The sequence below is a fragment of the Pseudomonas sp. CAN1 genome (assembly GCF_030462585.1).
GTDB lineage: Bacteria > Pseudomonadota > Gammaproteobacteria > Pseudomonadales > Pseudomonadaceae > Pseudomonas.
Genome location: NZ_JASMRU010000002.1, coordinates 56,579 through 81,163, shown reverse-complemented (window position 1 = coordinate 81,163; position 24,585 = coordinate 56,579). Strand labels below are relative to the sequence as shown.

The following is a 24,585-nucleotide window of genomic DNA, read 5'->3' as shown; positions in this document are numbered from 1 at the left end:
AAGCCATGTCCCGACTGATCCGCAGCCTACTGCTGTGCGTGGCCACCGCGATGGCCGTCGGCTGTACCACCCAATCTGTAGAAAGCATCGACCAGAACCTGCCGGCGGACAGCAACCGCACCTCGGTGCAGGTGCAGGCGGCGATCCACGATGCGCTGGAAGAACAGAAATGGACCGTGCAACAGGACTCCGGCAGCGTCATCTATGCCCAGATCACCGTGCGTGAGCGCCACCACGCCGAGATCAGCATCCCCTACAGCAGCCAGCAGTACTCCATCAAGCTGCGCAGCAGCAGCGGCCTGGACGAGAAGGACGGGCAGATCCACCGCAACTACAACAAGTGGGTCACCATCCTCAACAACAAGATCCTGCAGAACCTGCACCTCGCCCCGCCGAGCAACTGATCCCACTCATCGACAAGGAGTCGATCCATGCAACGCAAGACCCTCGGGGCGCTCGCCCTCGCGCTCTGCGCTTCCATCCCCGGCATCAGCCAGGCCCGCGACACCACCCTGCACCTGCCGTTTGACGCCGTCGTCGCCGAGGCGGTGAAGAGCGGCAAGCTCGATGGCAGCGTGAAGTTCTACCTGGCGGGCAACCCCGCGGGCGACAAGCTCAAGGTGGTGCAGTCCGGCGCCATCACCAACAAGAAGACCAATGCCTTCAACAAGAGCGACGAGGAAGCCTGCCGCTGGGCGCTGCAATCGGCGCTGATCACCCTGCAGGATTCGGCGAAGAAGGCCGGCGCCAGCGCCGTGACCAACATCGTCAGCTACTACAAGCGCAACGAGTACAAGGACGCCCAGCAGTTCGAGTGCCACGCCGGTGCGGTCATCGCCGGGGTCGCGCTGAAGGGCGACTACGCCAAGTAAACCGCTGTCTCCCGCAGCGCTGTCCGCCGTGCCCGGCTTTGGGCATCGGCGGATAAAGCGTTCCGCTTTATGCGCCCTACGTAATCCGGTCCACCCGTAGGGCGCATAACGCCTCCGGCGTTATCCGCTGATGTGCCTGGGTCAGGCCTGGATTTGCTGGGTCACCAGGTCGACGAACGACTGCGCCAGGCGCGAGGTCTCGTTGCGCCGCCGCACCAGCCACACCGAGCTGGTCGCGCCCGGATCGCTCAAGGTGCGGTAGACCACGCCATCCACCCGCGTCCGACGGAACGACGCCGGCAGCATCGACACCCCCAGCCCCGCTGCCACCAGGCCGATGATGGTCATGGCCTCGCCCGCCTCCTGGGCAATGCGCGGGCTGAATCCGGCCTGGCGCGACAGCGTCATCAGCTGGCTGTAGAGGCCGGTGCCGTAGCTGCGCGGGAAGAACACGAAAGGCTCCTCGGCCAGTTCGGCCAGCTCGATGCCAGCCTGGCTGTCCTGGGCCAGCGGGTGATCGGCGCGCAGCACTGCTACCAGGGGCTCGCTGAACAACTCCACCGCTTCCAGGGTTTCCGGCAGCGGGATCGGCCGAATCAGACCGACCTGCACGCGCTCTTCCAGCAAGGCTTGTACGGCCTGCCCGCTGCTCAGTTCCTGCAGGTCCAGATGAACATCCGGGTAGGCCTGACGGAACGCCAGGATCGCGCGCGGAATGCTGGAGGTGAACGGCGCCGAGGCGGTGAAGCCGACCCGCAGCTCGCCGATCTCGCCCTGGTGCGCGCGGCGTGCCAGCAGCACGGCGCGATCCACGCGCTGGAGAATCTGCCGCGCCTCGTCGAGAAACAGCCGCCCCGCCTCGGTCAGCTCCACCCGGCGGTTGGTGCGCTCCAGCAGGCGCGCGCCGATCTCTTCCTCCAGCGCCTGGATCTGCTGGCTCAGCGGTGGCTGGGAAATCCCCAGCTGCTCGGCGGCGCGGCCGAAGTGCAGTTCCTCGGCGACCGCAATGAAGTAGCGCAGGTGTCGCAGTTCCATGGTGCCCTCGCAGGGAATCGTGCCGTGCGGTTCGCGAGCAAGCTCGCTCCTACGAAGAGCGCGCTGGCATCAACTTGTAGGAGCGAGCTTGCTCGCGAACCCACTATGTATCGCGTCCAAAATCTACGATTCGCAAAACGAATCAAACGTGTCGATTAATATATTGGAAATAATAAAGCCCGCTCCTTATCCTTTCCACACAAGCCCAATAACGACTACCAACCTGCTCCTTGCCTGGCCGCGCGGGCCTTTGCCGCCATTCCAGGTCCTCTGCTGTCACCAACCCCCAGCTTTACCATCCAGAGGTGTGTCGTGAGTCAACCTGCCCTGCGGGCTTTGCGGGAAGAACATTCCATGGCGGCCGATCCGGCTGCCGTTAGTGAACCAGTCGCCGCCAACGAGCCGGCCGATCTGCTGGAGAGCGCACGCGAAGCCAACGGCGACGTGGTGCGCGCCGTCGAAGAAATCGAAACCTACATCGAGAAAGGCACCCCGGAATTCATGCGCACATCGCTGGCGCTGTTCTCCGGCGGCTTTGCCACCTTCGCCCTGCTCTACTGCGTGCAGCCGATGATGCCGGTGCTGTCGAAGGCCTTCGAGCTGACCGCCGCGCAGAGCAGCCTGGTGCTGTCGATCTCCACCATCACCATGGCCTTCGGCCTGCTGGTCACCGGGCCGATCTCCGACGCCATCGGGCGCAAGTCGATCATGGTCGCCTCGCTGGTGCTCGCCGCCCTGTTCACCATTGGCAGCTCGCTGATGCCGACCTGGCACGGCGTGCTGGCCATGCGCGCGCTGCTCGGCCTGGCCCTCAGCGGCCTGGCGGCGGTGGGCATGACCTACCTCTCCGAGGAAATCCACCCGCAGCACATCGGGCTGTCCATGGGGCTGTACATCGGCGGCAACGCCATCGGCGGCATGAGCGGGCGGCTGATCAGCGGCGTGCTGGTGGATTACGTGAACTGGCACGTCGCGCTGGCCACCCTGGGCGTGCTCGCCCTGGCGGCGGCGCTGCTGTTCTGGCGCATCCTGCCCGAATCGAAGAACTTCCGCCCCGCGCCGCTGCAGCCGCGCCGGCTCATCGAGGGCTTCACCGGGCACTTCCGCGACGCCGGCCTGCCCTGGCTGTTCCTCGAAGCCTTCCTGCTGATGGGCGCCTTCGTCACCCTGTTCAACTACATCGGCTACCGCCTGCTGGCCGAGCCCTACCACCTGAGCCAGGCCATCGTCGGTGTGCTCTCGCTGGTCTACCTGTCAGGTATCTACAGCTCGGCCTGGGTCGGTTCGCTGGCGGACAAGCTGGGCCGGCGCAAGGTGCTCTGGGCGATGATCGCGCTGATGCTCGGCGGCGTGCTGATCACCCTGCTGCAGCCGCTGGCCCTGGTGCTGGTCGGCCTGCTGGTGTTCACCTTCGGCTTCTTCGGCGCGCATTCGGTTGCCAGCAGCTGGATCGGCCGCCGCGCCCTCAAGGCCAAGGGCCAGGCGTCGTCGCTGTACCTGTTCTGCTACTACACCGGCTCCAGCGTCGCCGGTACTGCTGGTGGCCTGTTCTGGCACCAGTACGGCTGGAACGGCGTCGGCCTGTTCATCGCCGGCCTGCTGGGCATCGGCCTGCTGGTGGCGCTGCACCTGGCGCGCCTGGCAGTGTTACCGCGCGACCTTCCCGCCACTCGCAAGAATGGGTAGTTTCTACACACAAAGAGATATGCATATCTAAAAACGACATGGAACAGTCGTACAAAGACATTTATCTCAGATCCGACAACGCCCCCCTGCGGGGGCGTTGTGGGTGAAATTCCCAACCTACGACTTAAGTCGTAACAGAATGTGGCGCGATCCTTGCGTTCATGATCTCGAACGACTTGTTGGAATCCTGAAACGGACCTCGACTCCCGCAGTACGCAATTCCCTCCGTAGTTGTAGGTAAAGCATGAGCAGCACCCCAACCTCCGGCCTGTCCCAGGGCCTGCAAAATCGTCACGTCACGATGCTTTCGATTGCCGGTGCCATTGGCGCGGGCCTGTTCGTGGGCTCCGGCCACGCCATCGCCGAAGCCGGCCCTGCCGTCATGGTTTCCTATCTGATCGCCGGCCTGCTGGTGGTCCTGGTGATGCGCATGCTGGCCGAAATGGCCGTCGCGCAGCCGGACAGCGGCTCCTTCTCCACCTACGCCGACCGCTCCATCGGCCACTGGGCCGGTTTCACCATCGGCTGGCTGTACTGGTGGTTCTGGGTCCTGGTAATCCCGCTGGAAGCCAACGCCGCCGCAGCCATCATCCACGCCTGGTTCCCCGGCGCGCCGATCTGGGTCCTGGCCTTCCTGATCACCTCCGCGCTGACCGTGACCAACCTGTTCAGCGTGAAGAACTACGGTGAGTTCGAGTTCTGGCTGGCGCTGATCAAGGTCGTCTCGATCATCGCCTTCCTGGTGCTGGGTTGCGCGGCCATCTTCGGCTTCTCGCCCAACAGCGAAGTCTCCGGCATCGGCCACCTGACCAGCGAAGGCTTCCTGCCCAAGGGCTGGGGCGCCGTGCTGGCCGCGCTGCTGACCACCATGTTCTCCTTCATGGGCTCGGAAATCGTCACCATCGCCGCCACCGAGTCCAAGGACCCGGAGCAGCAGATCACCCGTGCTACCAACTCGGTGATCTGGCGTATCGCACTGTTCTACCTGCTGTCGATCCTGATCGTGGTCTGCCTGGTGCCGTGGAACGACCCGCGCCTGGTGAGCATGGGCTCCTACCAGACCGTGCTGGAACACCTGCACATCCCGTACGCCAAGCTGATCGTCGACATCATCGTGCTGGTCTCAGTGACCAGCTGCCTGAACTCGGCGCTCTACACCGCCTCGCGCATGATGTACTCGCTGAGCAAGCGCGGCGACGCGCCGAAGATCGCCCAGGTGACCAGCGCCAGCCGCACCCCGGTCTACGCCGTGCTGCTGTCCACCGCCATGGCCTTCCTGTGCACCTTCGCCAACTACCTGGCCCCGGCCGAAGTGTTCAACTTCCTGCTGGCCAGCTCTGGCGCCATCGCCCTGCTGGTGTACCTGGTGATCGCCATGTCGCAGCTGCGCATGCGCAAGAAACTGCTCGCCCAGGGCCATGAGCTGAAGCTGAAGATGTGGCTGTTCCCCTGGCTGACCTGGGCGGTGATCATCTTCATCGTCGGCGCCCTGGTGACCATGCTGATCCGCCCGGATCACCGCATGGAAGTGGTTGCCACCACCCTGCTGACCGTCGTGGTGGTCTGCTCCGGCCTGCTGGTGTCCAACCTCCGCAAATCCCAGCGCGCCGCCGGCCTGGTGGGCGATGCTGCGTGATCCGCTCTGAGGGAGCCTGAGGCTCCTTGAGGGAATGAAGAAGCCCCGCTGCAGAGCGGGGCTTTTTTATTGCGTCGTGGAGCGTCGTGCCGTTCTGGCCGATCGCGGACAAAGTCCGCTCCTACGCCCATATCGGCATTCATACGGGGCATGACCTGCTTCTGCAGAAGACGGTCGGCGCCGAGCGGTTCGCGAGCAAGAACTAGGTGTCCCCCTCGATCCTACGAAGAGCCAATGCCCGGGCTCTGGCTCTTGAAGACTTCCAGATAAACCTCAGCGCACTCCGAACGCCCCGTTCAGGAGGCCTCGTTGAAGCGGAGTTTCAGGGGTTGAGCGACATGGATGTCGCGAGAGCTGCGATGGGCCAGGGACGGCCCTTCGCAGCGTGCCCCTGAAACTTCGTTTCAACGAGGGTATTTTTCGCCTAAGCGAAAAACCGGATGTCCGGGGCAAGACCTTTTGGTTCCTTTTGGGGCGTTTGCCAAAAGGGACTCGCCCGAGGGGGCGAAACAGGGAATCCGCGCGCACGCCGAAGCGGCGCTGAAACTCCGAACCCAACGCAAAAAGCATCGCGGAGAAGCTCCGCTCCTACAGATAGCCCACTTCGCAGGCCTGCACGAGACACAAAAAAGCCCCGCATCTGCGGGGCTTTTTCAATCCAGCATCAGACTCAGTGATACTGCGCCGACAACTCGTGCACCGCCTCGAAGAACGCTCCAGCATGAGCCGGATCGACTTCCGGAGTAACGCCGTGGCCGAGGTTGAACACGTGGCCATTGCCGTTGCCGAAGGCGCCGAGAATGCGCGCCACTTCGGCGCGGATGGCTTCCGGCTTGGCATAGAGCACCGCCGGGTCCATGTTGCCCTGCAGGGCCACCTTGTCACCGACGCGGGCACGGGCGCTGCCGATGTCGCAGGTCCAGTCCAGGCCCAGGGCTTCGGCGCCAGTGTTGGCCATGGATTCCAGCCAGAGGCCGCCACCCTTGGTGAAGAGGATCACCGGCACGCGGCGCCCTTCGTGTTCGCGGATCAGCCCATCGACGATCTTCTGCATATAGGCCAGCGAGAACTCCTGGTACGCCGCCGCCGACAGGCTGCCGCCCCAGGAATCGAAGATCTGCACCGCTTGCGCGCCCGCCAGAATCTGCCCGTTGAGGTAGCTGGTGACCGACTGCGCCAGCTTGTCCAGCAGCGCGTGCATGGCCTGCGGGTTCTCGTAGAGCATCGCCTTGGACTTGCGGAAGTCGCGGCTGGAGCCGCCTTCAACCATGTAGGTGGCCAGGGTCCAGGGGCTGCCGGAGAAGCCAATCAGCGGCACGCGGCCGTTCAGCTCGCGGCGGATGGTGCGCACGGCGTCCATCACGTAGCCCAGGTCCTTCTCCGGATCAGGGACCGGCAGGGCTTCAATGTCGGCCAGGCTGCTGACGACCTTCTTGAAACGCGGGCCTTCGCCGGTCTCGAAGTACAGGCCCTGGCCCATGGCGTCGGGGATGGTGAGGATGTCGGAGAAGAGGATCGCCGCGTCCAGTTGCGGGTAGCGGTCCAGCGGCTGCAGGGTCACTTCGCAGGCCATCTGCGGGTTCATGCACAGGCTCATGAAGTCACCGGCCTTGGCGCGGGTGGCGCGATACTCCGGCAGGTAGCGGCCGGCCTGGCGCATCATCCAGACAGGGGTGACATCGACGGGCTGCTTGAGCAGGGCGCGGAGGAAGCGATCGTTCTTCAAGGCAGTCATAACGGCATCCGGCAAAAAAGTGCGGGTATTTTCGCAAAGCCCAAAAGAAAAGGCACGGCGGGTGCCGTGCCTTTCGTCCATCGCGGCATTCTGCCGCACTGGCTGTGCTCTTCGTAGGAGCGAGCTTGCTCGCGAACAAACCCCGCTGCGGGGCCAGATTCGCGAGCAAGCTCGCTCCTACAGGTCCGGCTTAGACGCCGAGGTAGTCGAGGATTCCCTCGGCGGCGGTGCGGCCTTCGAAGATCGCGGTCACCACCAGATCAGAACCGCGGACCATGTCGCCACCGGCGAAGATCTTCGGGTTGCTGGTCTGGTGCTTGAACTGCGAAGCGGCCGGAGCGATGACGCGGCCCTGGCTGTCGATTTCCACCTGGTGCTGGTCGAACCACGGTGCCGGGCTCGGGCGGAAGCCGAAGGCGATCAGCACGGCTTCGGCCGGGATGATTTCCTCGGAACCCGGAATCGGCTCGGGACTGCGACGGCCGCGGGCGTCCGGCTCGCCGAGACGGGTCTCGACCACCTTCACACCTTCCACCTTGTCCTCGCCGACGATGGCGATGGGCTGGCGGTTGAAGAGGAATTTCACGCCTTCTTCCTTGGCGTTCTTCACCTCTTTGCGCGAGCCGGGCATGTTCTCTTCGTCACGGCGGTAGGCGCAGGTCACGCTCTTCGCACCCTGACGGATGGAGGTGCGGTTGCAGTCCATCGCGGTGTCACCACCGCCCAGTACCACGACGCGCTTGCCCTTCATGTCGACGAAGTCTTCCGGCGACTTCTCGAAGCCCAGGTTGCGGTTCACGTTGGCGATGAGGAAGTCCAGCGCGTCGTGCACACCGGGCAGGTCTTCGCCGGGGAAGCCGCCTTTCATGTAGGTGTAGGTGCCCATGCCCATGAACACGGCATCGTACTCATCGAGCAGCTGCTCCATGGTGATGTCCTTGCCGATCTCGGTGTTCAGGCGGAACTCGATGCCCATGCCGGTGAACACTTCGCGACGGCGCGAGAGCACCTGTTTCTCCAGCTTGAACTCGGGGATGCCGAAGGTCAGCAGGCCACCGATTTCCGGGTTCTTGTCGAACACCACCGGGGTCACGCCGTTGCGCACCAGCACGTCAGCGCAGCCCAGGCCGGCTGGGCCTGCGCCAATCACGGCGACGCGCTTGCCGGTGGGCTTGACCTTGGACATGTCCGGGCGCCACCCCATGGCGAAGGCGGTGTCGGTGATGTACTTCTCCACCGAGCCGATGGTGACCGCGCCGAAGCCGTCGTTCAGGGTGCAGGCGCCTTCGCACAGGCGGTCCTGCGGGCACACCCGGCCACAGACCTCCGGCAGGGTGTTGGTCTGGTGGGACAGCTCGGCGGCAGCGAGGATGTTGCCTTCGGAGACCAGCTTCAACCAGTTGGGGATGAAGTTGTGCACCGGGCACTTCCACTCGCAGTACGGGTTGCCACAGCCCAGGCAGCGGTGCGCCTGGTCAGCGGCCTGCGCCGGCTTGAACAGGTCGTAGATTTCCACGAACTCGCGCTTGCGCTGGCGCAGCAGTTTCTTCTTTGGATCCTTGCGCCCGACTTCGATGAACTGGAAGTCATTGTTCAGGCGATCAGAATTCATACGTTCAGACATTTCGTGACCTCATCAACAACTTCAGGCGCTTATTGCGGGTTGGCACGGGTGCTGGACAGCAGCGAGCCCAGGCTTGCAGCCTTGGGTTTCACCAGCCAGAACCGACGCAGGTAGTCGTCCAGGTTTTCCAGGACGTTCGCGCCCCACTCGCTCGCCGTTTCTTCTACGTACTCGACCAGTACCTTGCGCAGGTGACTGCGCTGGGCTTCCATCGCTTCGCCACTGATGCGCTGGATTTCCACCAGCTCGTGGTTCACGCGGTCGACGAAGGTGTTGTCCATGTCCAGGACATAGGCGAAGCCCCCGGTCATGCCGGAGCCGAAGTTGTAGCCAGTCTTGCCCAGCACGCAGATGAAGCCGCCGGTCATGTACTCGCAGCAGTGATCACCGGTGCCTTCAACCACGGCGTGGGCGCCGGAGTTGCGCACGCCGAAACGCTCGCCCGCGGTGCCGGCGGCGAACAGCTTGCCGCCAGTGGCGCCGTACAGGCAGGTGTTGCCGACGATGGCCGATTCCTGCGACTTGAACGGGCTGCCCTTGGGCGGGGTAACGACCAGCTTGCCACCGGTCATGCCCTTGCCGACGTAGTCGTTGGCGTCGCCTTCCAGATACAGGTGCAGGCCGCCGGCGTTCCACACGCCGAAGCTCTGGCCCGCAGTGCCCTTGAAGCGGAAAGTGATCGGCGACTTGGCCATGCCCTGGTTGCCGTGGACCTTGGCGATCTCGCCGGAAATCCGCGCGCCGATGGAACGGTCGCAGTTGCAGATGTCCAGTTCGTACTCGCCGCCCTTGGCGCCTTGAATGGCGGAACGCGACAGCTCAACCATCTTCTCGGCCAGCAGGCCCTGGTCGAACGGCGGGTTCTTCTCGACTTCGCAGAACTGCGGCTTCTCGGCCGGAATCAAGTCGCTGCCCAGCAGCGGCGTTAGGTCGAGGTTGCCCTGCTTGGGCGTCTCGCCCGGCAGGATTTCCAGCAGGTCGGTACGGCCGATCAGTTCTTCCAGGCTGCGCACGCCGAGCTTGGCCAGCCACTCACGGGTTTCGCTGGCAATGAAGGTGAAGAAGTTCACCACCATGTCCACGGTGCCGATGAAGTGGTCCTTGCGCAGCTTGTCGTTCTGGGTGGCGACGCCGGTGGCGCAGTTGTTCAGGTGGCAGATGCGCAGGTATTTGCAGCCCAGGGCGATCATCGGCGCGGTGCCGAAGCCGAAGCTCTCGGCGCCGAGGATGGCCGCCTTGATGACGTCCAGGCCGGTCTTCAGGCCGCCGTCGGTCTGCACCCGGACCTTGCCGCGCAGGTCGTTGCCGCGCAGGGTCTGGTGCGCCTCGGCGAGGCCCAGTTCCCACGGCGAACCGGCGTACTTGATGGAGGTGATCGGCGAGGCGCCGGTACCGCCGTCGTAGCCGGAGATGGTGATCAGGTCGGCATAGGCCTTGGCCACGCCGGCGGCGATGGTGCCGACGCCCGGCTCGGATACCAGCTTCACCGAGACCAGCGCCTGTGGGTTGACCTGCTTGAGGTCGAAGATCAGCTGGGCGAGGTCTTCGATGGAGTAGATGTCGTGGTGCGGCGGAGGCGAGATCAGGGTCACGCCGGGCACTGCATAGCGCAGGCGGGCGATCAGGCCGTTGACCTTACCACCGGGCAGCTGGCCGCCTTCGCCGGGCTTGGCGCCCTGGGCCACCTTGATCTGCAGGACTTCGGCGTTGACCAGGTATTCCGGGGTCACACCGAAGCGGCCGGTTGCTACTTGCTTGATCTTGGAGCTGCGCAGCGTGCCGTAGCGCGCCGGGTCTTCGCCACCTTCACCGGAGTTGGAGCGGCCGCCCAGGCGGTTCATGGCTTCGGCCAGGGCCTCGTGGGCCTCCGGCGACAGTGCGCCGAGAGAGATGCCGGCGGCGTCGAAGCGCTTGAAGATGGACTCCAGGGGCTCGATCTCGTCCAGGCTCAGCGGCTGCTCGGAAGTTTTCACCTTGAGCAGGTCGCGCAGCATGGACACCGGACGCTGGTCGACCAGCGCGGTGTATTCCTTGAACTTGGCGTAGTCGCCCTGCTGCACGGCGGCCTGCAGGGTGTTCACCACGTCCGGGTTGTAGGCGTGGTACTCGCCGCCGTAGACGAACTTCAGCAGGCCGCCCTGCTGGATCGCCTTGCGGTTGTTCCAGGCTTCATTGGCCAGCAGCTTCTGCTCGTTCTCGATGTCGAGGAAGCGCGCGCCCTGGATGCGGCTCGGGGTACCCGGGAAGCACAGGCCGGTGACTTCGTCGGCCAGGCCGATGGCCTCGAACAGCTGGGCGCCACGGTAGGAGGCGATGGTGGAGATGCCCATCTTCGAGAGGATCTTCAGCATCCCCTTGGAGATGCCCTTGCGGTAGTACTTGAAGACCTCGTAGAGGTCGCCGAGCACTTCGCCGGTACGGATCAGGTCGGCCAGCACCTCGTAGGCGAGGAACGGGTAGACCGCAGACGCACCGAAGCCCACCAGCACCGCGAAGTGGTGCGGGTCACGGGCAGTGGCGGTTTCCACCAGGATGTTGGAGTCGCAGCGCAGGCCGGTCTGCACCAGGCGGTGGTGCACGGCGCCGACGGCCAGGGCCGCATGCACCGGCAGCTTGCCGGGGGCGATGTGACGGTCGGACAGCACCAGCAGCACCTTGCCGGCGCGCACGGCTTCCTCGGCCTGGTCGGCGATGTTGCGCACGGCCGTCTCGAGGCCGACGGACTCGTCGTAGTTCAGGTCGATGTGGTGCAGGTCGAAGCCCGGACGCTCCAGGTTCATCAGGGTCCGCCACTTCGCCGGGGAGATCACCGGAGAGGTCAGGATCGCCTGGTTGGCGTGGTGCGGGGACTCTTCGAAGATGTTCTGCTCGATGCCCAGACAGGTTTCCAGGGACATCACGATCGCTTCGCGCAGCGGGTCGATCGGCGGGTTGGTGACCTGCGCGAAGACCTGGCGGAAGTAGTCGTACGGCGAGCGGATGCGCTTGGACAGCACCGCCATCGGGGTGTCGTCGCCCATCGAGCCGACCGCTTCCTGGCCCTGCTCGGCGAGCGGGCGCAGCACCTGGTCACGCTCCTCGAAGGTGACCTGGAACATCTTCATGTATTGCTTGAGCTGGTCGCCGTCGTAGCTGGCCACGCCCTGGTCATCGTCCAGGGTGGCCTGGATGCGCAGCGCGCTCTGGCGCAGCCACTGCTTGTACGGGTGGCGCGACTTCAGGCGGTTGTCGATGTCCTCGGTCTGCAGCAGCTGGCCGGTCTCGGTGTCCACCGCGAGGATCTGGCCCGGGCCGACGCGGCCCTTGGCGATGACGTCCTCGGGCTTGTAGTCCCACACGCCGATTTCCGAGGCGAGCGTGATGTAACCGTTCTTGGTGGTGACCCAGCGCGATGGACGCAGGCCGTTGCGGTCGAGCAGGCAGACGGCGTAACGGCCGTCGGTCAGCACGACGCCGGCAGGGCCGTCCCACGGCTCCATGTGCAGCGAGTTGAATTCGTAGAACGCGCGCAGGTCGGCGTCCATGGTCTCGACGTTCTGCCAGGCCGGCGGAATGATCATGCGCAGGCCACGGAACATGTCCATGCCGCCGGTGACCATCAGCTCGAGCATGTTGTCCATGCTGGAGGAGTCGGAACCCACGCGGTTGACCAGTGGGCCGAGCTCGTCGAGATCGGGCATCCACTCGTTGGCGAACTTGGCGCGACGGGCCTGGGCCCAGTTGCGGTTGCCGGTGATGGTGTTGATCTCGCCGTTGTGCGCCAGCAGGCGGAACGGCTGGGCCAGCGGCCATTTCGGCAGGGTGTTGGTCGAGAAGCGCTGGTGGAAGACGCAGATGGCGGTCTTCAGGCGCTCGTCGGAGAGATCCGGATAGAAGGCGGCGAGGTCCGCCGGCATCATCAGGCCCTTATAGATGATGGTCTTGTGCGAGAAGCTGCAGATGTAGTGGTCGGCGTCCTCGGCGTTGGCCACGGAGGAGCGGCGACGGGAGCTGAACAGCTTGACCGCGAATTCCTGGTCGGACAGGCCTTCACCGCCGATGAACACCTGCTCGATCTGCGGCAGGCGCTCCAGCGCCAGGCGACCCAGGACGCTGGTGTCGATCGGCACCTTGCGCCAGCCGACCAGCTTCAGGCCGGCACGCTCGATCTCGCGATTCATGTTCGCGCGGGCGGCTTCGGCTTTCACCGGATCCTGGTTGAAGAAGACCATGCCCACGGCATATTGGGTGGGCAGCTCGGCGCTGAAGGACTCCTTGGCCACGGCGCGCAGGAACTGGTCGGGCTTCTGGATCAGCAGCCCACAGCCGTCCCCGGTTTTCCCGTCCGCGTTGATCCCACCTCGGTGGGTCATGCAGGTCAGTGCTTCGATGGCGGTTTGCAGAAGTTCGTGGCTTGCCTCGCCCGTCATATGGGCGATCAGACCGAATCCGCAGTTATCCTTGAACGTCTCAGGATGGTACAGACCTGCTTTCATAGGGAACTCTCACCGGCAAAACTTTTATAAATTCCAGGGTCTGCTGACGTTTCGCCATCGCCCTGTTTCGCCGTTGCTGGCTCGATTCCCGCGCAACCCAAAGGCTCGGGCCGCATCTACCGTGCAGCGCCGCTATTGCCCCTGGTTCACCTGGAATGACCGGAGCGCCCGATGTGCCGCGTCTTACCCAACGCAGCGGCGGTTCCGGTACTGGCCATGACGAAACGTCAGCAGACCCTCTTCAAGCACTTCGCCTGTCTACTCGCTCAAGCGGCAAGTTTCCGATAGGCAAAGGGAGGTCATTGTACACACGCAGATTGCGCCGTCACTGTTTTTTTTGACGCACTGCCGACACCGAATGTCGCATTTTTGAAAGTTCAGTGCAAAAGAAAAAAGCCGGAGCTCCTTGCGGGGCTCCGGCTTTTTCATTTTTGCGACATGACGGGCTGTCAGCGGGCTCCGGCGATGTCCTGCTGGATGCTGGAGAACGGACGCGCCCAGGGCTTGGAAGCCTGGATCTTCGCCGGCAGCTTCTTGATCGCCGCCTGTGCGGCAGTGCGATCAGCGAAGTTGCCGTAGGTCACGACGTAGAACGGCTTGCCCTGCAGGTTCTTGCGGAAGTAGCGGTAGTCGCCACCGCCCTGCTGGCTGATGAAGGCCTTGGCGCTGGCTTCGGAGCCGGTACCCAGCACCTGCACCGAGTAGCGCGAGCCAGCCTGGGACTGGTACCAGCTGCTGCCGCCAGCACTGCCACCGGCCGCGGCCGCAGGCTTGCTGGCAGCGGTTGCCGGCTTGGCGCTGGCAACAGTGGTAGCAGGCTTGGTCGCTGCCGGCTTGGCGGCCTGGACAGGCTTGGCCGGTGCGGTGGCGGCCGGCTTGACCGGCTCCGGACGAGGAGCGGGAGTCGGCTGAACAGCGGCCTGCTGCTGGACTGGAGCCGCAGGCACCGGGTTCAGCGGCTTGGGACCGTTGTTGGCCAGCGGAGTCACCGGCGGAGCGGAGGTGGTCACGGTCGGCGGAATGGCCGCGGACGGCATGCCGCCGTCATCGGCATCTTCCTGGCCGCCGGCCTGGGCCATCGGCTCACGGATCACCGGCTGGCTTTCACCCACCAGCGGCAACGGCAGCGGCTGGTTGGAGCCGGCGAACTGTACCGCCGGGCCACTACCCTGGGCGTCCGGTTGCGGCTGTGCGCCGGGCTGCGGGGCGGCACCGCCCAGCGGCAGCTGCGAGGAGCTCTGCGCGGCGGTGTTGCTCGCGGTTTCCGGCTTGCTGGTCTTGCCCTGCATGAACCACGCGGCGATGACGCCGATGGCCACCACACCAAGGATTGCCAGGTGCTTCTTCGGCAGCTTGAAGCCGGCGCCGGCCGCTTTGCGCTCGCCGCTACGGTCGGCCAGCATGGCTTCGATCATCGCGTCGCGGGCGGTCTGGTTGATGGTGCCCGGCCAACCACCGGATTGTTCGTGGATATCGGCCAGCAGGTCGGCGGAGATCAGCTCGATGCCCTGCCCCGCGCCCTCGAGACGCTGTGCCAGGTACTCGCGGGTTTCTTCCTCGCTGTAAGGCTGCAGCTCGATGGCGTGGAAGCGTTCTTCGCCTTCGGAGAGCACCTCCAGGCGCGACAGCAACTCCGGCTCGCCGAACAGGAAGACGTGCAGGCGCGCTTCGGAATTGCCGGCGGCCAGCAACAGGAGGACTTCGAGGGCGTCGTCGCGCAGTTGCTCGGCATCGTCCACCAGCAGGTAGACGTCCTGGCCGGTGATCGCCAGCTGGGCGACCTTGGCAAGAATCGCCTCGATACTGGTCTGGGTGATGCCCAGGCCCTGAGCGAGCTGGCGCAGCAGGGTGGCTTCGTCGGTCACCGAGCGACCGGAAATCACCACGCTGGAGACGGCGTCCTTGTTGGTGCTGGCGACCAGCGCCTGGCGCAGCAGGGTCTTGCCGCTGCCCAGCGGGCCGGTGACGGCCAGCAGCAGCTGGCTGTAGCGCGCCAGGTGGTGCAGTTGGCCCAGCACGGGCTTGCGCTGCGCCGGGAAGAACTTGAAGCCCGGAACCCGCGGTGCGAACGGATCGTGGCTGAACTGGTAGTGGGCCAGGAAGGCCTCATCGGCATGCAAGCTGGACATGGGACCTCAGTGTTCTCCTGCCTGACCGACCAGTGCCTGGTAGTCAGCGCGCAGTGTTTCTTCCAGAATCTCACGGGGGAATTCGGCGGTGACGACCGCGCCCCCCAGCCCTTGGAGCAATACCAGACGCAAACGGCCATCGAGCACTTTCTTGTCGACAGCCATGTGCTCGAGAAAATGCTCGGCGTTCATTTCCTGCGGCGGCACCACCGGCAGCTTCGCCGCGGCGAGCAGGCGGATGCTGCGGTCGAGTTCGGCCTTTGTCAGCCATCCCAGCCGATGCGACATCTCAAGTGCCATCACGGTTCCCGCACCCACTGCTTCGCCGTGCAGCCAGACGCCGTAACCCATGTGGGTTTCGATGGCGTGGCCGAAGGTGTGGCCGAGGTTGAGGGTGGCGCGGACGCCGGTTTCCTTCTCGTCGGCACCGACCACGCGGGCCTTGGCGGCGCAGGAGCGCTCGATCGCTTCGGTCAGCGCAGTGGTTTCCAGCGCCAGCAGGTCAGCCATGTGCGCTTCCAGCCAGGTCAGGAAAGGCTCGTCGCAGATGAAACCGTACTTGATCACCTCGGCCAGGCCGGCGGACAGCTCGCGCGACGGCAGGGTCTTCAGGGTCGCGGTATCGATGACCACGGCCTGGGGCTGGTAGAAGGCCCCAACCATGTTCTTGCCCAGCGGATGGTTGATGCCGGTCTTGCCACCGACCGAGGAGTCCACCTGAGACAACAGGGTCGTCGGCACCTGGATGAAGTCGACACCGCGCTGGTAGCAGGCCGCGGCAAAACCGGTCATGTCACCGATGACGCCGCCGCCGAGGGCGATCAGGGTGGTCTTGCGGTCGTGGCGCGCAGTCAGCAGGCCATCGAAGATCAGCTGCAGGGTTTCCCACTGCTTGTAGGCTTCGCCATCGGGGAGCACGACCGTGGTGACCTTGTAGCCGGCCAGGGTCTTCTGCAGTCGATCCAGGTACAGCGGCGCGATCGTTTCGTTGGTGACGATGGCTACCTGACGGCCACGGATGTGCGGCTCGAAGTAGCGCGGATCGTCCAGCAGCCCTTCACCGATGTAGATCGGGTAGCTGCGATCGGCCAGATCGACGTTGAGTGTGCGCATGAAACCCCCAGGCAAGAAAGGGGACTAGGATACCGCAGATTGCAGCGCCGTTAATGGCGCTCCAGCTTGTGCAGGCGCTCCAGAATCTCCAGAACCACCAGGCGCGGCGGCCGCTCGTCGGTTTCGATGATCACGTCGGCGATCTCGCGATAAAGCGGATCGCGCATCTGCATGAGATCGCGAAGTATCTGGTCCGGATTCGGCCTCTGCAGCAACGGACGATTCTTGTCGCGTGCCGTGCGGGAAATCTGCTGCTCCACCGAGGCATGCAGGTAGATGACTTTGCCACCGCCCTTGAGGATCAGCCGATTGGCGTCACGCATGACCGCGCCACCGCCGGTGGCGATGACCATGCCGCCTTCGGCGCACAGCTCGGCTAGCATCGACTGCTCACGTTCACGGAAGCCAGCTTCACCCTCGACATCGAATATCCAGGGGATGTTGGCTCCGCAGCGCTGCTCGATTTCCTTATCCGAATCCTTGAAAACGAGGTGAAGCTCTTTGGCGAGAAGACGCCCGATGGTGCTTTTACCAGCTCCCATCGGGCCTACCAGAATCAAATTGGACACGACATTGATCAACGGCCGATTGCAATGGCCTGATTATTCATGATCCGCGGGGTAAGGAAAACCAGCAGTTCGTTCTTGCTGTCGGTTACCGAATCACGACGGAACAGTCGGCCCAGGACCGGAACGTCACCCAGGAAGGGAACCTTGTCGGTCGCCTTGGTCTGGGTGTTGGAGAACACGCCACCGATCACGATGGTCTCGCCATCGTTGACCAGCACCTTGGCGTTCACCTCGTTCTTCTTGATCGGCGGTACGCCGTTCAGGGCGTTGGCGTAGTCCGGCTCGTCCTTGTTGACCTTCACTTCCATGATGATGCGGTTATCCGGAGTGATCTGCGGGGTCACTTCCAGGGACAGCGCAGCTTCCTTGAAGGACACCGAGGTCGCGCCGCTGGAGCTGGCTTCCTGGTAAGGAATCTCCGAGCCCTTGAGGATCTTCGCGGTTTCCTTGTCGGAGGTAACTACCTTCGGCTGGGAGACCACTTCGCCGTTACCGCCTTTCTCCATGGCGGAGAGCTGCAGGTCGAGGATGGCGTTGTTGGAGACGAAGCCGATGCCGATGCCGGAGGTAGCATTGGTTGCGCCCAGATCGACCGACGGGGTTGGCGAGCTACTGGTAGTCGGCAGCGTACATCCACCGCCACCAAACGGACCACAGCTGGTCCCGTTGGAACCACCGGTGCCAATATTCCCGTCCTTACCCCAGCTGGCCCAGTTACCGAAGGTGAAGGCACCACCCCAACGCACACCGAGACTCTTGCTGTAGTCAACCGAGGCTTCAACGATACGCGCCTCGATCATCACCTGGCGAACAGGAATATCCAGCTGAGAAACGATGCGGCGCAGCTCGTCGAGACGTTCCTGGGTCTGGTAGGCAATGATGCTGTTGGTGCGGTCATCGACCGTGATTGAACCGCGGGTATCAGCCCCAACCGCCCCAGCCGGGGCACCGGCAGCACCGGCAGCACCGGTGACGGAGTTGAAGAGTTTGGCGATATCCGAGGCCTTGGCGTAGTTCACCTGGATCAGCTCACGACGCAGCGGTGCCAGCTCGGCAATCTGCTTTTGTGCTTCCAGCTCCTGACGCTCACGCGCGGCGATCTCGTCAGCCGGTGCGACCAGCAGCACGTTACCGACCTTGCGCTTGTCCAGGCCCTTGGTCTTGAGCACCAGATCCAGCGCCTGATCCCACGGCACGTTCTGCAGACGCAGGGTGATATTGCCCTGCACGGTATCCGAAGCCACCAGGTTCAGGTCGGTGAAGTCAGCAATCAGCTGCAGCACCGAGCGCACATCGATGTCCTGGAAGTTCAGCGACAGCTTCTCGCCGGTGTAGGCGAAATTGTCCTTCTTGCGCTTCTCGGCATCGTCCTGGGTCAGCGGCTTGATACTGACGGTCATGCGGTTATCGGTCTGGTAGACCAGATAATCGTAGAGGCCGGTCGGCTCGATGACGATGCTGGCCTTGTCGCCAGTGGCCGAAGCGTTGACGAATTGCACCGGCGTGGCGAAGTCCTTGACGTCCAGGCGCACGCGCAGGTTGTCCGGCAGTTGGGTACGCGGGAAGTCGAGACGGATCTTGCCGCCCTGCTCCTGGATATCCGGAGCGACGGTCGGGTCGGACAGATCAATCACGACGTTGCCTTCGCCTTGCTCGCCACGCTGGAAATCGACGTTGCGAATGGCCTTGCCAGCCGGGATGTAAGGCTTGGGTGCAGCCGGGCGAGCCGCCGAAGCCGAGGACGGCGCCGCAGAGGCGTAGGAGGAAGCAGTTGCAGCCGCCCCACCTACCACGACATACAGATTGTTGCCGTCAGAGCGCGTGCTGTAAGGCACCAGGCTCGTCAGATTGACGATCAGGCGGGTGCGGTCCTTGGCCTCGACCACCGTCAGGCTGCGCGCATTACCGACGCCCAGTTCACGGTTCTTGCTGCCAAGCTTGTTCTGCACCCCGGGCAGATCCAGCGCGATACGCGCCGGCTGCTCGATGGTATAGCCGCGCGGAGCGGCCACCGGCTCGTCGAAGCCCAGCTTCAGCTCGACGCGATCCCCCGGAAGTGCCGCCACATCGACACTCTGGAGATTGGCCGCCAGCAAGGCCGGGGCAAAGACTGCCGCGAGCAGGGAAATGCTCAGGCGGGAAAGTGTTCTGTTCATCGTCTGAATCCGTCGTGCAGACTGCTGTTTGTTATGCATGTTCATCCCCGCCCTTAGGAGCGTTCCTTGAGAGTCAGGCTGCGCGGACGCTCGAGCCAGCCACCCTCACCATCAGGAACGATTTCGACCACGTCGACCTTGCCTTCGCTGATCGCAACGATCTTGCCGTCGTTGCGCCCCAGATAGTCGCCCACTCGCACCCGATGCACCCCTCCTGCACCGCGCACCAGCGCAAACGTACCCTGCTCGTTGGACAAGGTACCGACCATTTCGAAGGTTTCGATGTTGAACCCCTCGAGGAATTGCTTGACCCGCGTGTCGTCCGGCTTGACGACGCGATTGCCCTTCTGCTTCACCGCCAGGTCGATCTTCACCGGCGGCTGGAATGGACTGCGCAACGCAGCGGCACTATAGGTGAACGGCTCGTACGGCTGGAACTTGGGTAGCGGCTCGATGGAACCTTTCGGGCGAGCCCGCACCTCGTCCATGTAGGACTGCAGGTCGGCAAAGTCGCTGCCCGAGCCACAACCATGCAACGCCAGAACCACGAAGCACCCAGCTATCAGACGCGCTTTCATTTCGCGCCTCCTGCTGCAGCGCCACCGACCTTCACGCCCGTGTCGTTGTAGCGGTAGGTCTTGGCCAGGATGCTCATGCGCAGCTTGGAAGTGCTGCCGTCGGTTGCCGGTTTGATCTCGAAATCATGCAGAGTCACGATGCGCGGCAGGCTCGAAACACTGCTGACGAATGTCGCCAGGTCGTGGTAACCACCCACCACGCTGATCTGGATTGGCAGTTCGATGTAGAACTGTTGGGCCACTTCCGGCAGCAGTTTGATTTCCTCAAACTCCAGACCGCTTCCCAGACCGGTGCGGGTAATGTCTTCCAGCAGGCCCGGCACTTCGGTGTCACTGGGCAACTGCCGCAGCAGGGCACCGAAGGATTCCTCCATCTCTTTCATCTGGGCCTTGTAGGCATCCAGGTTCGCAGCCTGGAAGGCCTTGGTCGCAAACTGCTCCTTCAGCGTCACTTCTTCCTGACGCTGCTGGTCTAGTTGCGCTTCCAGATCCTTGAGGTGGAAGTTGTACCCCAGCGCCAGCACGATGATCATCAGCAGTACGCAGGCGATCACCTTGACCGCTGCCGGCCAGGAGCCAATGTTGTTCAGATCAAGATCGTTGACGTCGATCTTGCGCAAGCTTTCCAGCGAACTGGCCAGACTCATTTCTTGGCTCCTTGCGCTGCGTTCTTCTTGTCGTCCTGCTTGTCCTCATCCGGCTGAACCTGGCGAACGGTGAGCTGGAAGACGTTGGCCTGATCCAGGGCTCCCTGGGTAATCGCCTTGACCTCGGTCAGGTTCGGCGAGGCCAGCCATTCGGAGGCGTCCAGGTTGCGCATCAGGTTGGAAACACGGTTGTTCGATTCCGCCGCACCTGCGATGGAAATCAGATTGCCGTTCATCTTCAACCCGGTGAAGTAGACGCCATCGGGCAAGGTACGAACCAGCTGATCGAACACCCGGCCAATGATCGGACGGTTGCCCTGCAGGTCCTGGATGATCTTCATCCGCTCCAGCAACTGCTGACGACGGGTCTTCAGCTCGCTGATTTCCTTGATACGCGTGTCCAGCACGGAGATTTCCTTGCGCAGGAAATCATTGCGCGCGTTCTGGTTCTCGATGGACGAGTTGAAGTACTGGTCCCCGAGGAAAACCAACGCACCCGAAGCCAGCAGTACCGCCCCGAGGGTCACCAGGAAGCGCTGCTTGCGCTCCTCGCGCAGCTGCTCCCGCCATGGCAATAGGTTGATGCGTGCCATCAGTCGAAACTCCTCATCGCCAGACCGCAGGCAATCATCAGCGCAGGGGCATCACTGGCCAGCGCGCCGGCATTGACCTTTCCGCTCAGCACCATGTCGGCGAAGGGGTTCGCGACCAGGGTCGGAGTACCGATCTTCTGCTGGATCAGGCGATCCAGGTCGGGGATGGAGGCAGTACCGCCCGCGAGCAGGATGTAGTCCACGTCGTTGAACTGGCCGGCCGCGAAGAAGAACTGCAGCGAACGGGACACCTGCTGGACCACGGCATCCTTGAACGGCTGCAGCACTTCGCTGTCGTAGTCATCCGGAAGGCCGCCCTGCTTCTTCGCAAGACCAGCCTCCTCGACCGACAGGCCATAGCGACGCTGGATCTCCTCGGTGAGCTGGCGCCCGCCGAACAGCTGTTCCCGCGTATAGATGGTGCGGCCGTGGTGCAGGACGCTCAGGGTAGTCATGGTGGCGCCGATATCGACCACCGCAACTGTGAGCTCGTCGGCATTGCCGCCCAACTGCTGCCCGAGCAGACTGAAGGCTCGCTCCAGCGCGTAGGCCTCGACGTCGACGACCTTGGCCGTCAGACCGGCAAGCGCCAGCGCTGCTTCGCGAACCTCGACGTTCTCCTTCCGGCAGGCGGCAAGCAGAACATCGACTCGCTCCGCGTTGCGTGCGGATGCACCCTGCACCTCGAAGTCGATCGCGACCTCTTCGAGGGGATAGGGGATGTACTGGTCGGCTTCGATCTTGAGCTGATTTTCCAGCTCGTCGTCGGAAAGTCCACCGTCCATCTCGATGGTTTTAGTGATGACCGCCGAGCCGGCAACTGCGACCGCAGCCGTTTTCACGGGGGTCCGCGCCTTGGCGACCACGCGTGACAACGCCTGGCCGACGCCCTCAAGCTCAGCGATGTTCTTTTCTACCACTGCATTGGGCGGGAGCGGCTCGACAGCGTAGGCCTCTACCTTGTAGCGGCCTCCAGAGCGGCTCAATTCGAGAAGTTTGACCGAAGTCGAACTGATGTCTATCCCCAGCAGCGTGTTCGCTTTCTTATTGAAGAGCCCTAGCACGACTGATTTCCTATCAGCATCCGAGACTTACGGACGATTTATGTTTTTCCACATTAGATACCAGACTTGACAGCTTCGCAAATGGCTCGCCAGCAAAAAAACTGCTTATAATGTGATCAGCTTTTCCCTTTTTACCGCGCCATCCGCTTAACTCTTTCTTTTCTCTGGAAATCCAAGACCTTCCGATGCGCCTGCTGAAGTTTCTGTGGTGGACCTGCGTCACCATTATTTGTGGATTGCTGCTCAGTTTCAGCGGCGCCTATCTGTACCTCAGCCCCAACCTTCCTTCCGTGGATGCCTTGCGCAACGTGCGGTTGCAGATGCCGTTGCGCGTGTACAGTGCTGATAACAAATTGATAGCAGAGTTTGGCGAGATGCGCCGAACACCGATTCGCTTTGCCGAAATCCCCCCGGATTTCGTCCATGCACTGTTATCGGCCGAAGATGACAATTTCGCCAATCATTATGGCGTGGACGTGAAAAGCCTGATGCGTGCTGCCGCGCAATTATTGAAGACCGGGCACATCCAGACCGGTGGCAGCACCATAACCATGCAGGTGGCGAAGAACTACTTCCTCACCAACGAGCGTAGTTTCTCCCGCAAGATCAACGAGATACTGCTCGCCCTGCAGATCGAGCGCACGCTCACCAAGGACGAGATCCTCGAGCTGTACGTCAACAAGATCTACCTGGGCAACCGCGCCTACGGTGTCGAGGCGGCAGCGCAGGTGTACTACGGCAAGTCGATCAAGGACGTCAGCCTGGCGCAGATGGCGATGATCGCCGGCCTGCCCAAGGCGCCCTCGCGCTACAACCCGCTGGCCAACCCGGCGCGCAGCCTGGAGCGGCGCAACTGGATTCTGGAGCGCATGCTCAAGCTCGGCTTCATCGACCAGCCGCGCTACGAAGAGGCGGTCAAGGAACCGGTGGGTGCGTCGTACCACGTCCAGACCCCGGAACTGACCGCCCCCTACATCGCCGAGATGGCCCGCGCTGAGCTGGTCGGCCGCTTCGGTGGCGATGCCTACACCGAAGGCTATCGCGTCTACACCACCGTTCGCAGCGACCTGCAGGACGACGCCAACACCGCCCTGCGCGAAGGCCTGCAGGACTACGACCAGCGCCACGGCTACCGCGGCCCGGAAACCCGACTGCCGGGCAAAACTCGCGACGCCTGGCGTCAGGCGATTGCCCAGCAGCGTCCGCTGGGCGGCCTGGAGCCGGCCATCGTGACCCAGGTCGAGAAGAGCGGCGCCATGGTCATGACCCGCGACGGCAAGGAAGAAGCCCTGCCCTGGGATGGCATGAAGTGGGCCCGCCCCTACCTGAGCAACAACAGCATGGGCCGCATGCCCGGCCAGCCCAGCGACGTGGTCCAGGCCGGCGACGTAATTCGCGTGAAGCGCAAGGATGACGGTTCGTTGCGCCTGACCCAGGTGCCCGCGGCGCAGAGCGCCCTCGTGTCGCTCAACCCGCAGAACGGCGCGATCATGGCGCTGGTGGGCGGCTTCTCCTTCGAGCAGAGCAACTACAACCGCGCCACCCAGGCCCGCCGCCAGCCCGGCTCCAGCTTCAAGCCGTTCATCTACAGCTGTGCGCTGGACAACGGCTTCACCGCCGCCTCGCTGATCAACGATGCCCCGGTGGTGTTCTACGACGAATACCTGGACAAGGTCTGGCGTCCGAAGAACGACACCAACACCTTCCTCGGCCCGATCCCCATGCGCGAGGCGCTGTACAAGTCGCGCAACATGGTCTCGATCCGCATCCTCCAGGCCCTGGGCGTCGACCGTGCGCGCAACTGCATCAGCCGCTTCGGCCTGAACAAGGACGACCTGCCACCGAACCTGTCGATGGCCCTGGGCACCGCGACCCTGACCCCGATGGAAATCGCCAGCGCCTGGAGCGTCTTCGCCAACGGCGGCTACAAGGTCTCGCCCTACATCGTCGAGCGCATCGAGAGCCGTGATGGCCAGACCCTGTACCAGGCCAATCCGCCCAGCGTGCCGCAGAACGAGGAGAAGCTCGATCCGGCCGCCCAGGCACAAGCCCAGCCGGCCAGCACCGACGCCTTCGGCAACGATGACCCGAACCAGGCGAAGACCACCATCGAGCCGGCCGCTGCCGAACGCATCATCGATGCGCGCACCGCCTACATCATGACCAGCATGCTGCAGGACGTGATCAAGCGCGGCACCGGCCGCCGTGCCCTGGCGCTCAAGCGCGACGACCTGGCGGGCAAGACCGGCACCACCAACGAGTCCAAGGACGCCTGGTTCTCCGGCTTCAACGCCGACTACATGACCACCGTCTGGGTCGGCTTCGACCAGCCGGAAAGCCTCGGCCGCGCCGAGTACGGTGGCAACGTCGCCCTGCCGATCTGGATGCGCTACATGGGCGCTGCGCTCAAGGACAAGCCTTCGCACCTGCTGCCCGAGCCGCCCGGCCTGGTCAGCCTGCGTATCGATCCGGTCACCGGTCGAGCGGCCGCTCCAGGCACGCCGGGCGCGTACTTCGAGCTGTTCAAGAACGAAGACACACCGCCGTCGATGAACGAACTGGCGCCTGGCAGCTCCCCTGGCAGCGGCATGCCGGCGGACGAAGAAGCGCCGATCGATCTGTTCTGATGAAAAGCCCCTCGTAGAGGGGCTTTTTTCCAGCGACCGGACCGGG

At 63.6% G+C, this 24,585-nt stretch carries 17 protein-coding genes; 5 read left to right on the top strand and 12 right to left on the bottom strand.

The window, feature by feature from the left end:
• The first annotated feature begins 5 nt into the window (after positions 1-5).
• Together QO207_RS03315 and QO207_RS03310 are read left to right on the top strand one after the other, a co-directional pair.
• The gene (locus tag QO207_RS03315) at positions 6-404 is read left to right on the top strand and encodes a hypothetical protein (protein ID WP_301531166.1); all 399 of its coding nucleotides are present in this window, start codon (positions 6-8) and stop codon (positions 402-404) included.
• A 27-nt stretch (positions 405-431) separates the two neighbouring features.
• Positions 432-872 (top strand): excinuclease, encoded by a 441-nt coding sequence (locus QO207_RS03310; protein ID WP_301531165.1) that lies wholly within the window; start codon positions 432-434, stop codon positions 870-872.
• 141 nt (positions 873-1,013) lie between these two features.
• On the opposite strand, the gene QO207_RS03305 is transcribed toward QO207_RS03310, so the two are convergent.
• Complete coding sequence (locus tag QO207_RS03305; RefSeq protein ID WP_301531164.1) at positions 1,014-1,907, bottom strand: LysR family transcriptional regulator; 894 nt, start codon at positions 1,905-1,907, stop codon at positions 1,014-1,016.
• 354 nt (positions 1,908-2,261) lie between these two features.
• Between QO207_RS03305 and QO207_RS03300 the strand changes: the two genes are divergently transcribed.
• Both QO207_RS03300 and gabP read left to right on the top strand, forming a co-directional pair.
• Positions 2,262-3,593 carry an MFS transporter gene (locus tag QO207_RS03300; RefSeq protein ID WP_301531163.1) on the top strand — a complete coding sequence of 444 codons (1,332 nt, stop codon included), beginning with the start codon at positions 2,262-2,264 and terminating at the stop codon, positions 3,591-3,593.
• A gap of 244 nt (positions 3,594-3,837) precedes the next feature.
• Positions 3,838-5,229, top strand: a complete 1,392-nt coding sequence (gene gabP / locus QO207_RS03295) for a GABA permease (protein WP_301531162.1) — start codon at positions 3,838-3,840, stop codon at positions 5,227-5,229.
• A 670-nt stretch (positions 5,230-5,899) separates the two neighbouring features.
• Here gabP and hemE read toward each other — a convergent pair.
• From hemE to QO207_RS03240, 11 genes are all read right to left on the bottom strand, one after another.
• The gene (gene hemE, locus QO207_RS03290) at positions 5,900-6,964 is read right to left on the bottom strand and encodes a uroporphyrinogen decarboxylase (RefSeq protein WP_301531161.1); all 1,065 of its coding nucleotides are present in this window, start codon (positions 6,962-6,964) and stop codon (positions 5,900-5,902) included.
• A gap of 190 nt (positions 6,965-7,154) precedes the next feature.
• Positions 7,155-8,588: an FAD-dependent oxidoreductase gene (locus QO207_RS03285; protein WP_301531160.1), complete on the bottom strand. Its 1,434-nt coding sequence runs from the start codon at positions 8,586-8,588 to the stop codon at positions 7,155-7,157.
• Between the two features lie 29 nt (positions 8,589-8,617).
• Positions 8,618-13,063 carry a glutamate synthase large subunit gene (gene gltB / locus QO207_RS03280; protein WP_301531159.1) on the bottom strand — a complete coding sequence of 1,482 codons (4,446 nt, stop codon included), beginning with the start codon at positions 13,061-13,063 and terminating at the stop codon, positions 8,618-8,620.
• Between the two features lie 449 nt (positions 13,064-13,512).
• On the bottom strand, positions 13,513-15,192 hold the full coding sequence (locus QO207_RS03275) for an AAA family ATPase (protein WP_301531158.1): 1,680 nt from the start codon (positions 15,190-15,192) through the stop codon (positions 13,513-13,515).
• 6 nt (positions 15,193-15,198) lie between these two features.
• Positions 15,199-16,305, bottom strand: a complete 1,107-nt coding sequence (gene aroB, locus QO207_RS03270) for a 3-dehydroquinate synthase (RefSeq protein ID WP_301531157.1) — start codon at positions 16,303-16,305, stop codon at positions 15,199-15,201.
• A gap of 50 nt (positions 16,306-16,355) precedes the next feature.
• Entirely contained in the window at positions 16,356-16,874 is a 519-nt protein-coding gene (gene aroK / locus QO207_RS03265) for a shikimate kinase AroK (RefSeq protein WP_301531156.1), read from the bottom strand.
• Between the two features lie 8 nt (positions 16,875-16,882).
• The gene (pilQ, locus tag QO207_RS03260) at positions 16,883-19,030 is read right to left on the bottom strand and encodes a type IV pilus secretin PilQ (RefSeq protein WP_301531155.1); all 2,148 of its coding nucleotides are present in this window, start codon (positions 19,028-19,030) and stop codon (positions 16,883-16,885) included.
• A gap of 53 nt (positions 19,031-19,083) precedes the next feature.
• Positions 19,084-19,608: a type 4a pilus biogenesis lipoprotein PilP gene (pilP, locus tag QO207_RS03255; protein WP_301531154.1), complete on the bottom strand. Its 525-nt coding sequence runs from the start codon at positions 19,606-19,608 to the stop codon at positions 19,084-19,086.
• Positions 19,605-20,255: a type 4a pilus biogenesis protein PilO gene (gene pilO, locus QO207_RS03250; RefSeq protein ID WP_301531153.1), complete on the bottom strand. Its 651-nt coding sequence runs from the start codon at positions 20,253-20,255 to the stop codon at positions 19,605-19,607. The genes pilP and pilO overlap by 4 nt, the downstream gene beginning before the upstream one ends.
• Entirely contained in the window at positions 20,252-20,848 is a 597-nt protein-coding gene (gene pilN / locus QO207_RS03245) for a type 4a pilus biogenesis protein PilN (protein ID WP_301531152.1), read from the bottom strand. The genes pilO and pilN overlap by 4 nt, the downstream gene beginning before the upstream one ends.
• Positions 20,848-21,912 carry a pilus assembly protein PilM gene (locus QO207_RS03240; RefSeq protein ID WP_301531151.1) on the bottom strand — a complete coding sequence of 355 codons (1,065 nt, stop codon included), beginning with the start codon at positions 21,910-21,912 and terminating at the stop codon, positions 20,848-20,850. Before QO207_RS03240 ends, pilN begins: the two co-directional genes overlap by 1 nt.
• Before the next feature lie 185 nt (positions 21,913-22,097).
• Here QO207_RS03240 and QO207_RS03235 point away from each other — a divergent pair, with 185 nt between their 5' ends.
• Positions 22,098-24,539, top strand: coding sequence for a penicillin-binding protein 1A (locus tag QO207_RS03235; protein WP_301531150.1), 2,442 nt, complete (start codon positions 22,098-22,100; stop codon positions 24,537-24,539).
• Positions 24,540-24,585 lie beyond the last annotated feature (46 nt).

Coding starts and splice junctions, on each gene's coding strand:
- QO207_RS03275 (WP_301531158.1), bottom strand. CDS start 15,192: ATGTCCAGCTTGCATGCCGATGAGGCCTTCCTGGCCCACTACCAGTTC.
- hemE (WP_301531161.1), bottom strand. CDS start 6,964: ATGACTGCCTTGAAGAACGATCGCTTCCTCCGCGCCCTGCTCAAGCAG.
- gltB (WP_301531159.1), bottom strand. CDS start 13,063: ATGAAAGCAGGTCTGTACCATCCTGAGACGTTCAAGGATAACTGCGGA.
- pilP (WP_301531154.1), bottom strand. CDS start 19,608: ATGAAAGCGCGTCTGATAGCTGGGTGCTTCGTGGTTCTGGCGTTGCAT.
- QO207_RS03310 (WP_301531165.1), top strand. CDS start 432: ATGCAACGCAAGACCCTCGGGGCGCTCGCCCTCGCGCTCTGCGCTTCC.
- QO207_RS03285 (WP_301531160.1), bottom strand. CDS start 8,588: ATGTCTGAACGTATGAATTCTGATCGCCTGAACAATGACTTCCAGTTC.
- pilO (WP_301531153.1), bottom strand. CDS start 20,255: ATGAGTCTGGCCAGTTCGCTGGAAAGCTTGCGCAAGATCGACGTCAAC.
- pilQ (WP_301531155.1), bottom strand. CDS start 19,030: ATGAACAGAACACTTTCCCGCCTGAGCATTTCCCTGCTCGCGGCAGTC.
- gabP (WP_301531162.1), top strand. CDS start 3,838: ATGAGCAGCACCCCAACCTCCGGCCTGTCCCAGGGCCTGCAAAATCGT.
- QO207_RS03315 (WP_301531166.1), top strand. CDS start 6: ATGTCCCGACTGATCCGCAGCCTACTGCTGTGCGTGGCCACCGCGATG.
- QO207_RS03305 (WP_301531164.1), bottom strand. CDS start 1,907: ATGGAACTGCGACACCTGCGCTACTTCATTGCGGTCGCCGAGGAACTG.
- QO207_RS03300 (WP_301531163.1), top strand. CDS start 2,262: ATGGCGGCCGATCCGGCTGCCGTTAGTGAACCAGTCGCCGCCAACGAG.
- pilN (WP_301531152.1), bottom strand. CDS start 20,848: ATGGCACGCATCAACCTATTGCCATGGCGGGAGCAGCTGCGCGAGGAG.
- QO207_RS03235 (WP_301531150.1), top strand. CDS start 22,098: ATGCGCCTGCTGAAGTTTCTGTGGTGGACCTGCGTCACCATTATTTGT.
- aroB (WP_301531157.1), bottom strand. CDS start 16,305: ATGCGCACACTCAACGTCGATCTGGCCGATCGCAGCTACCCGATCTAC.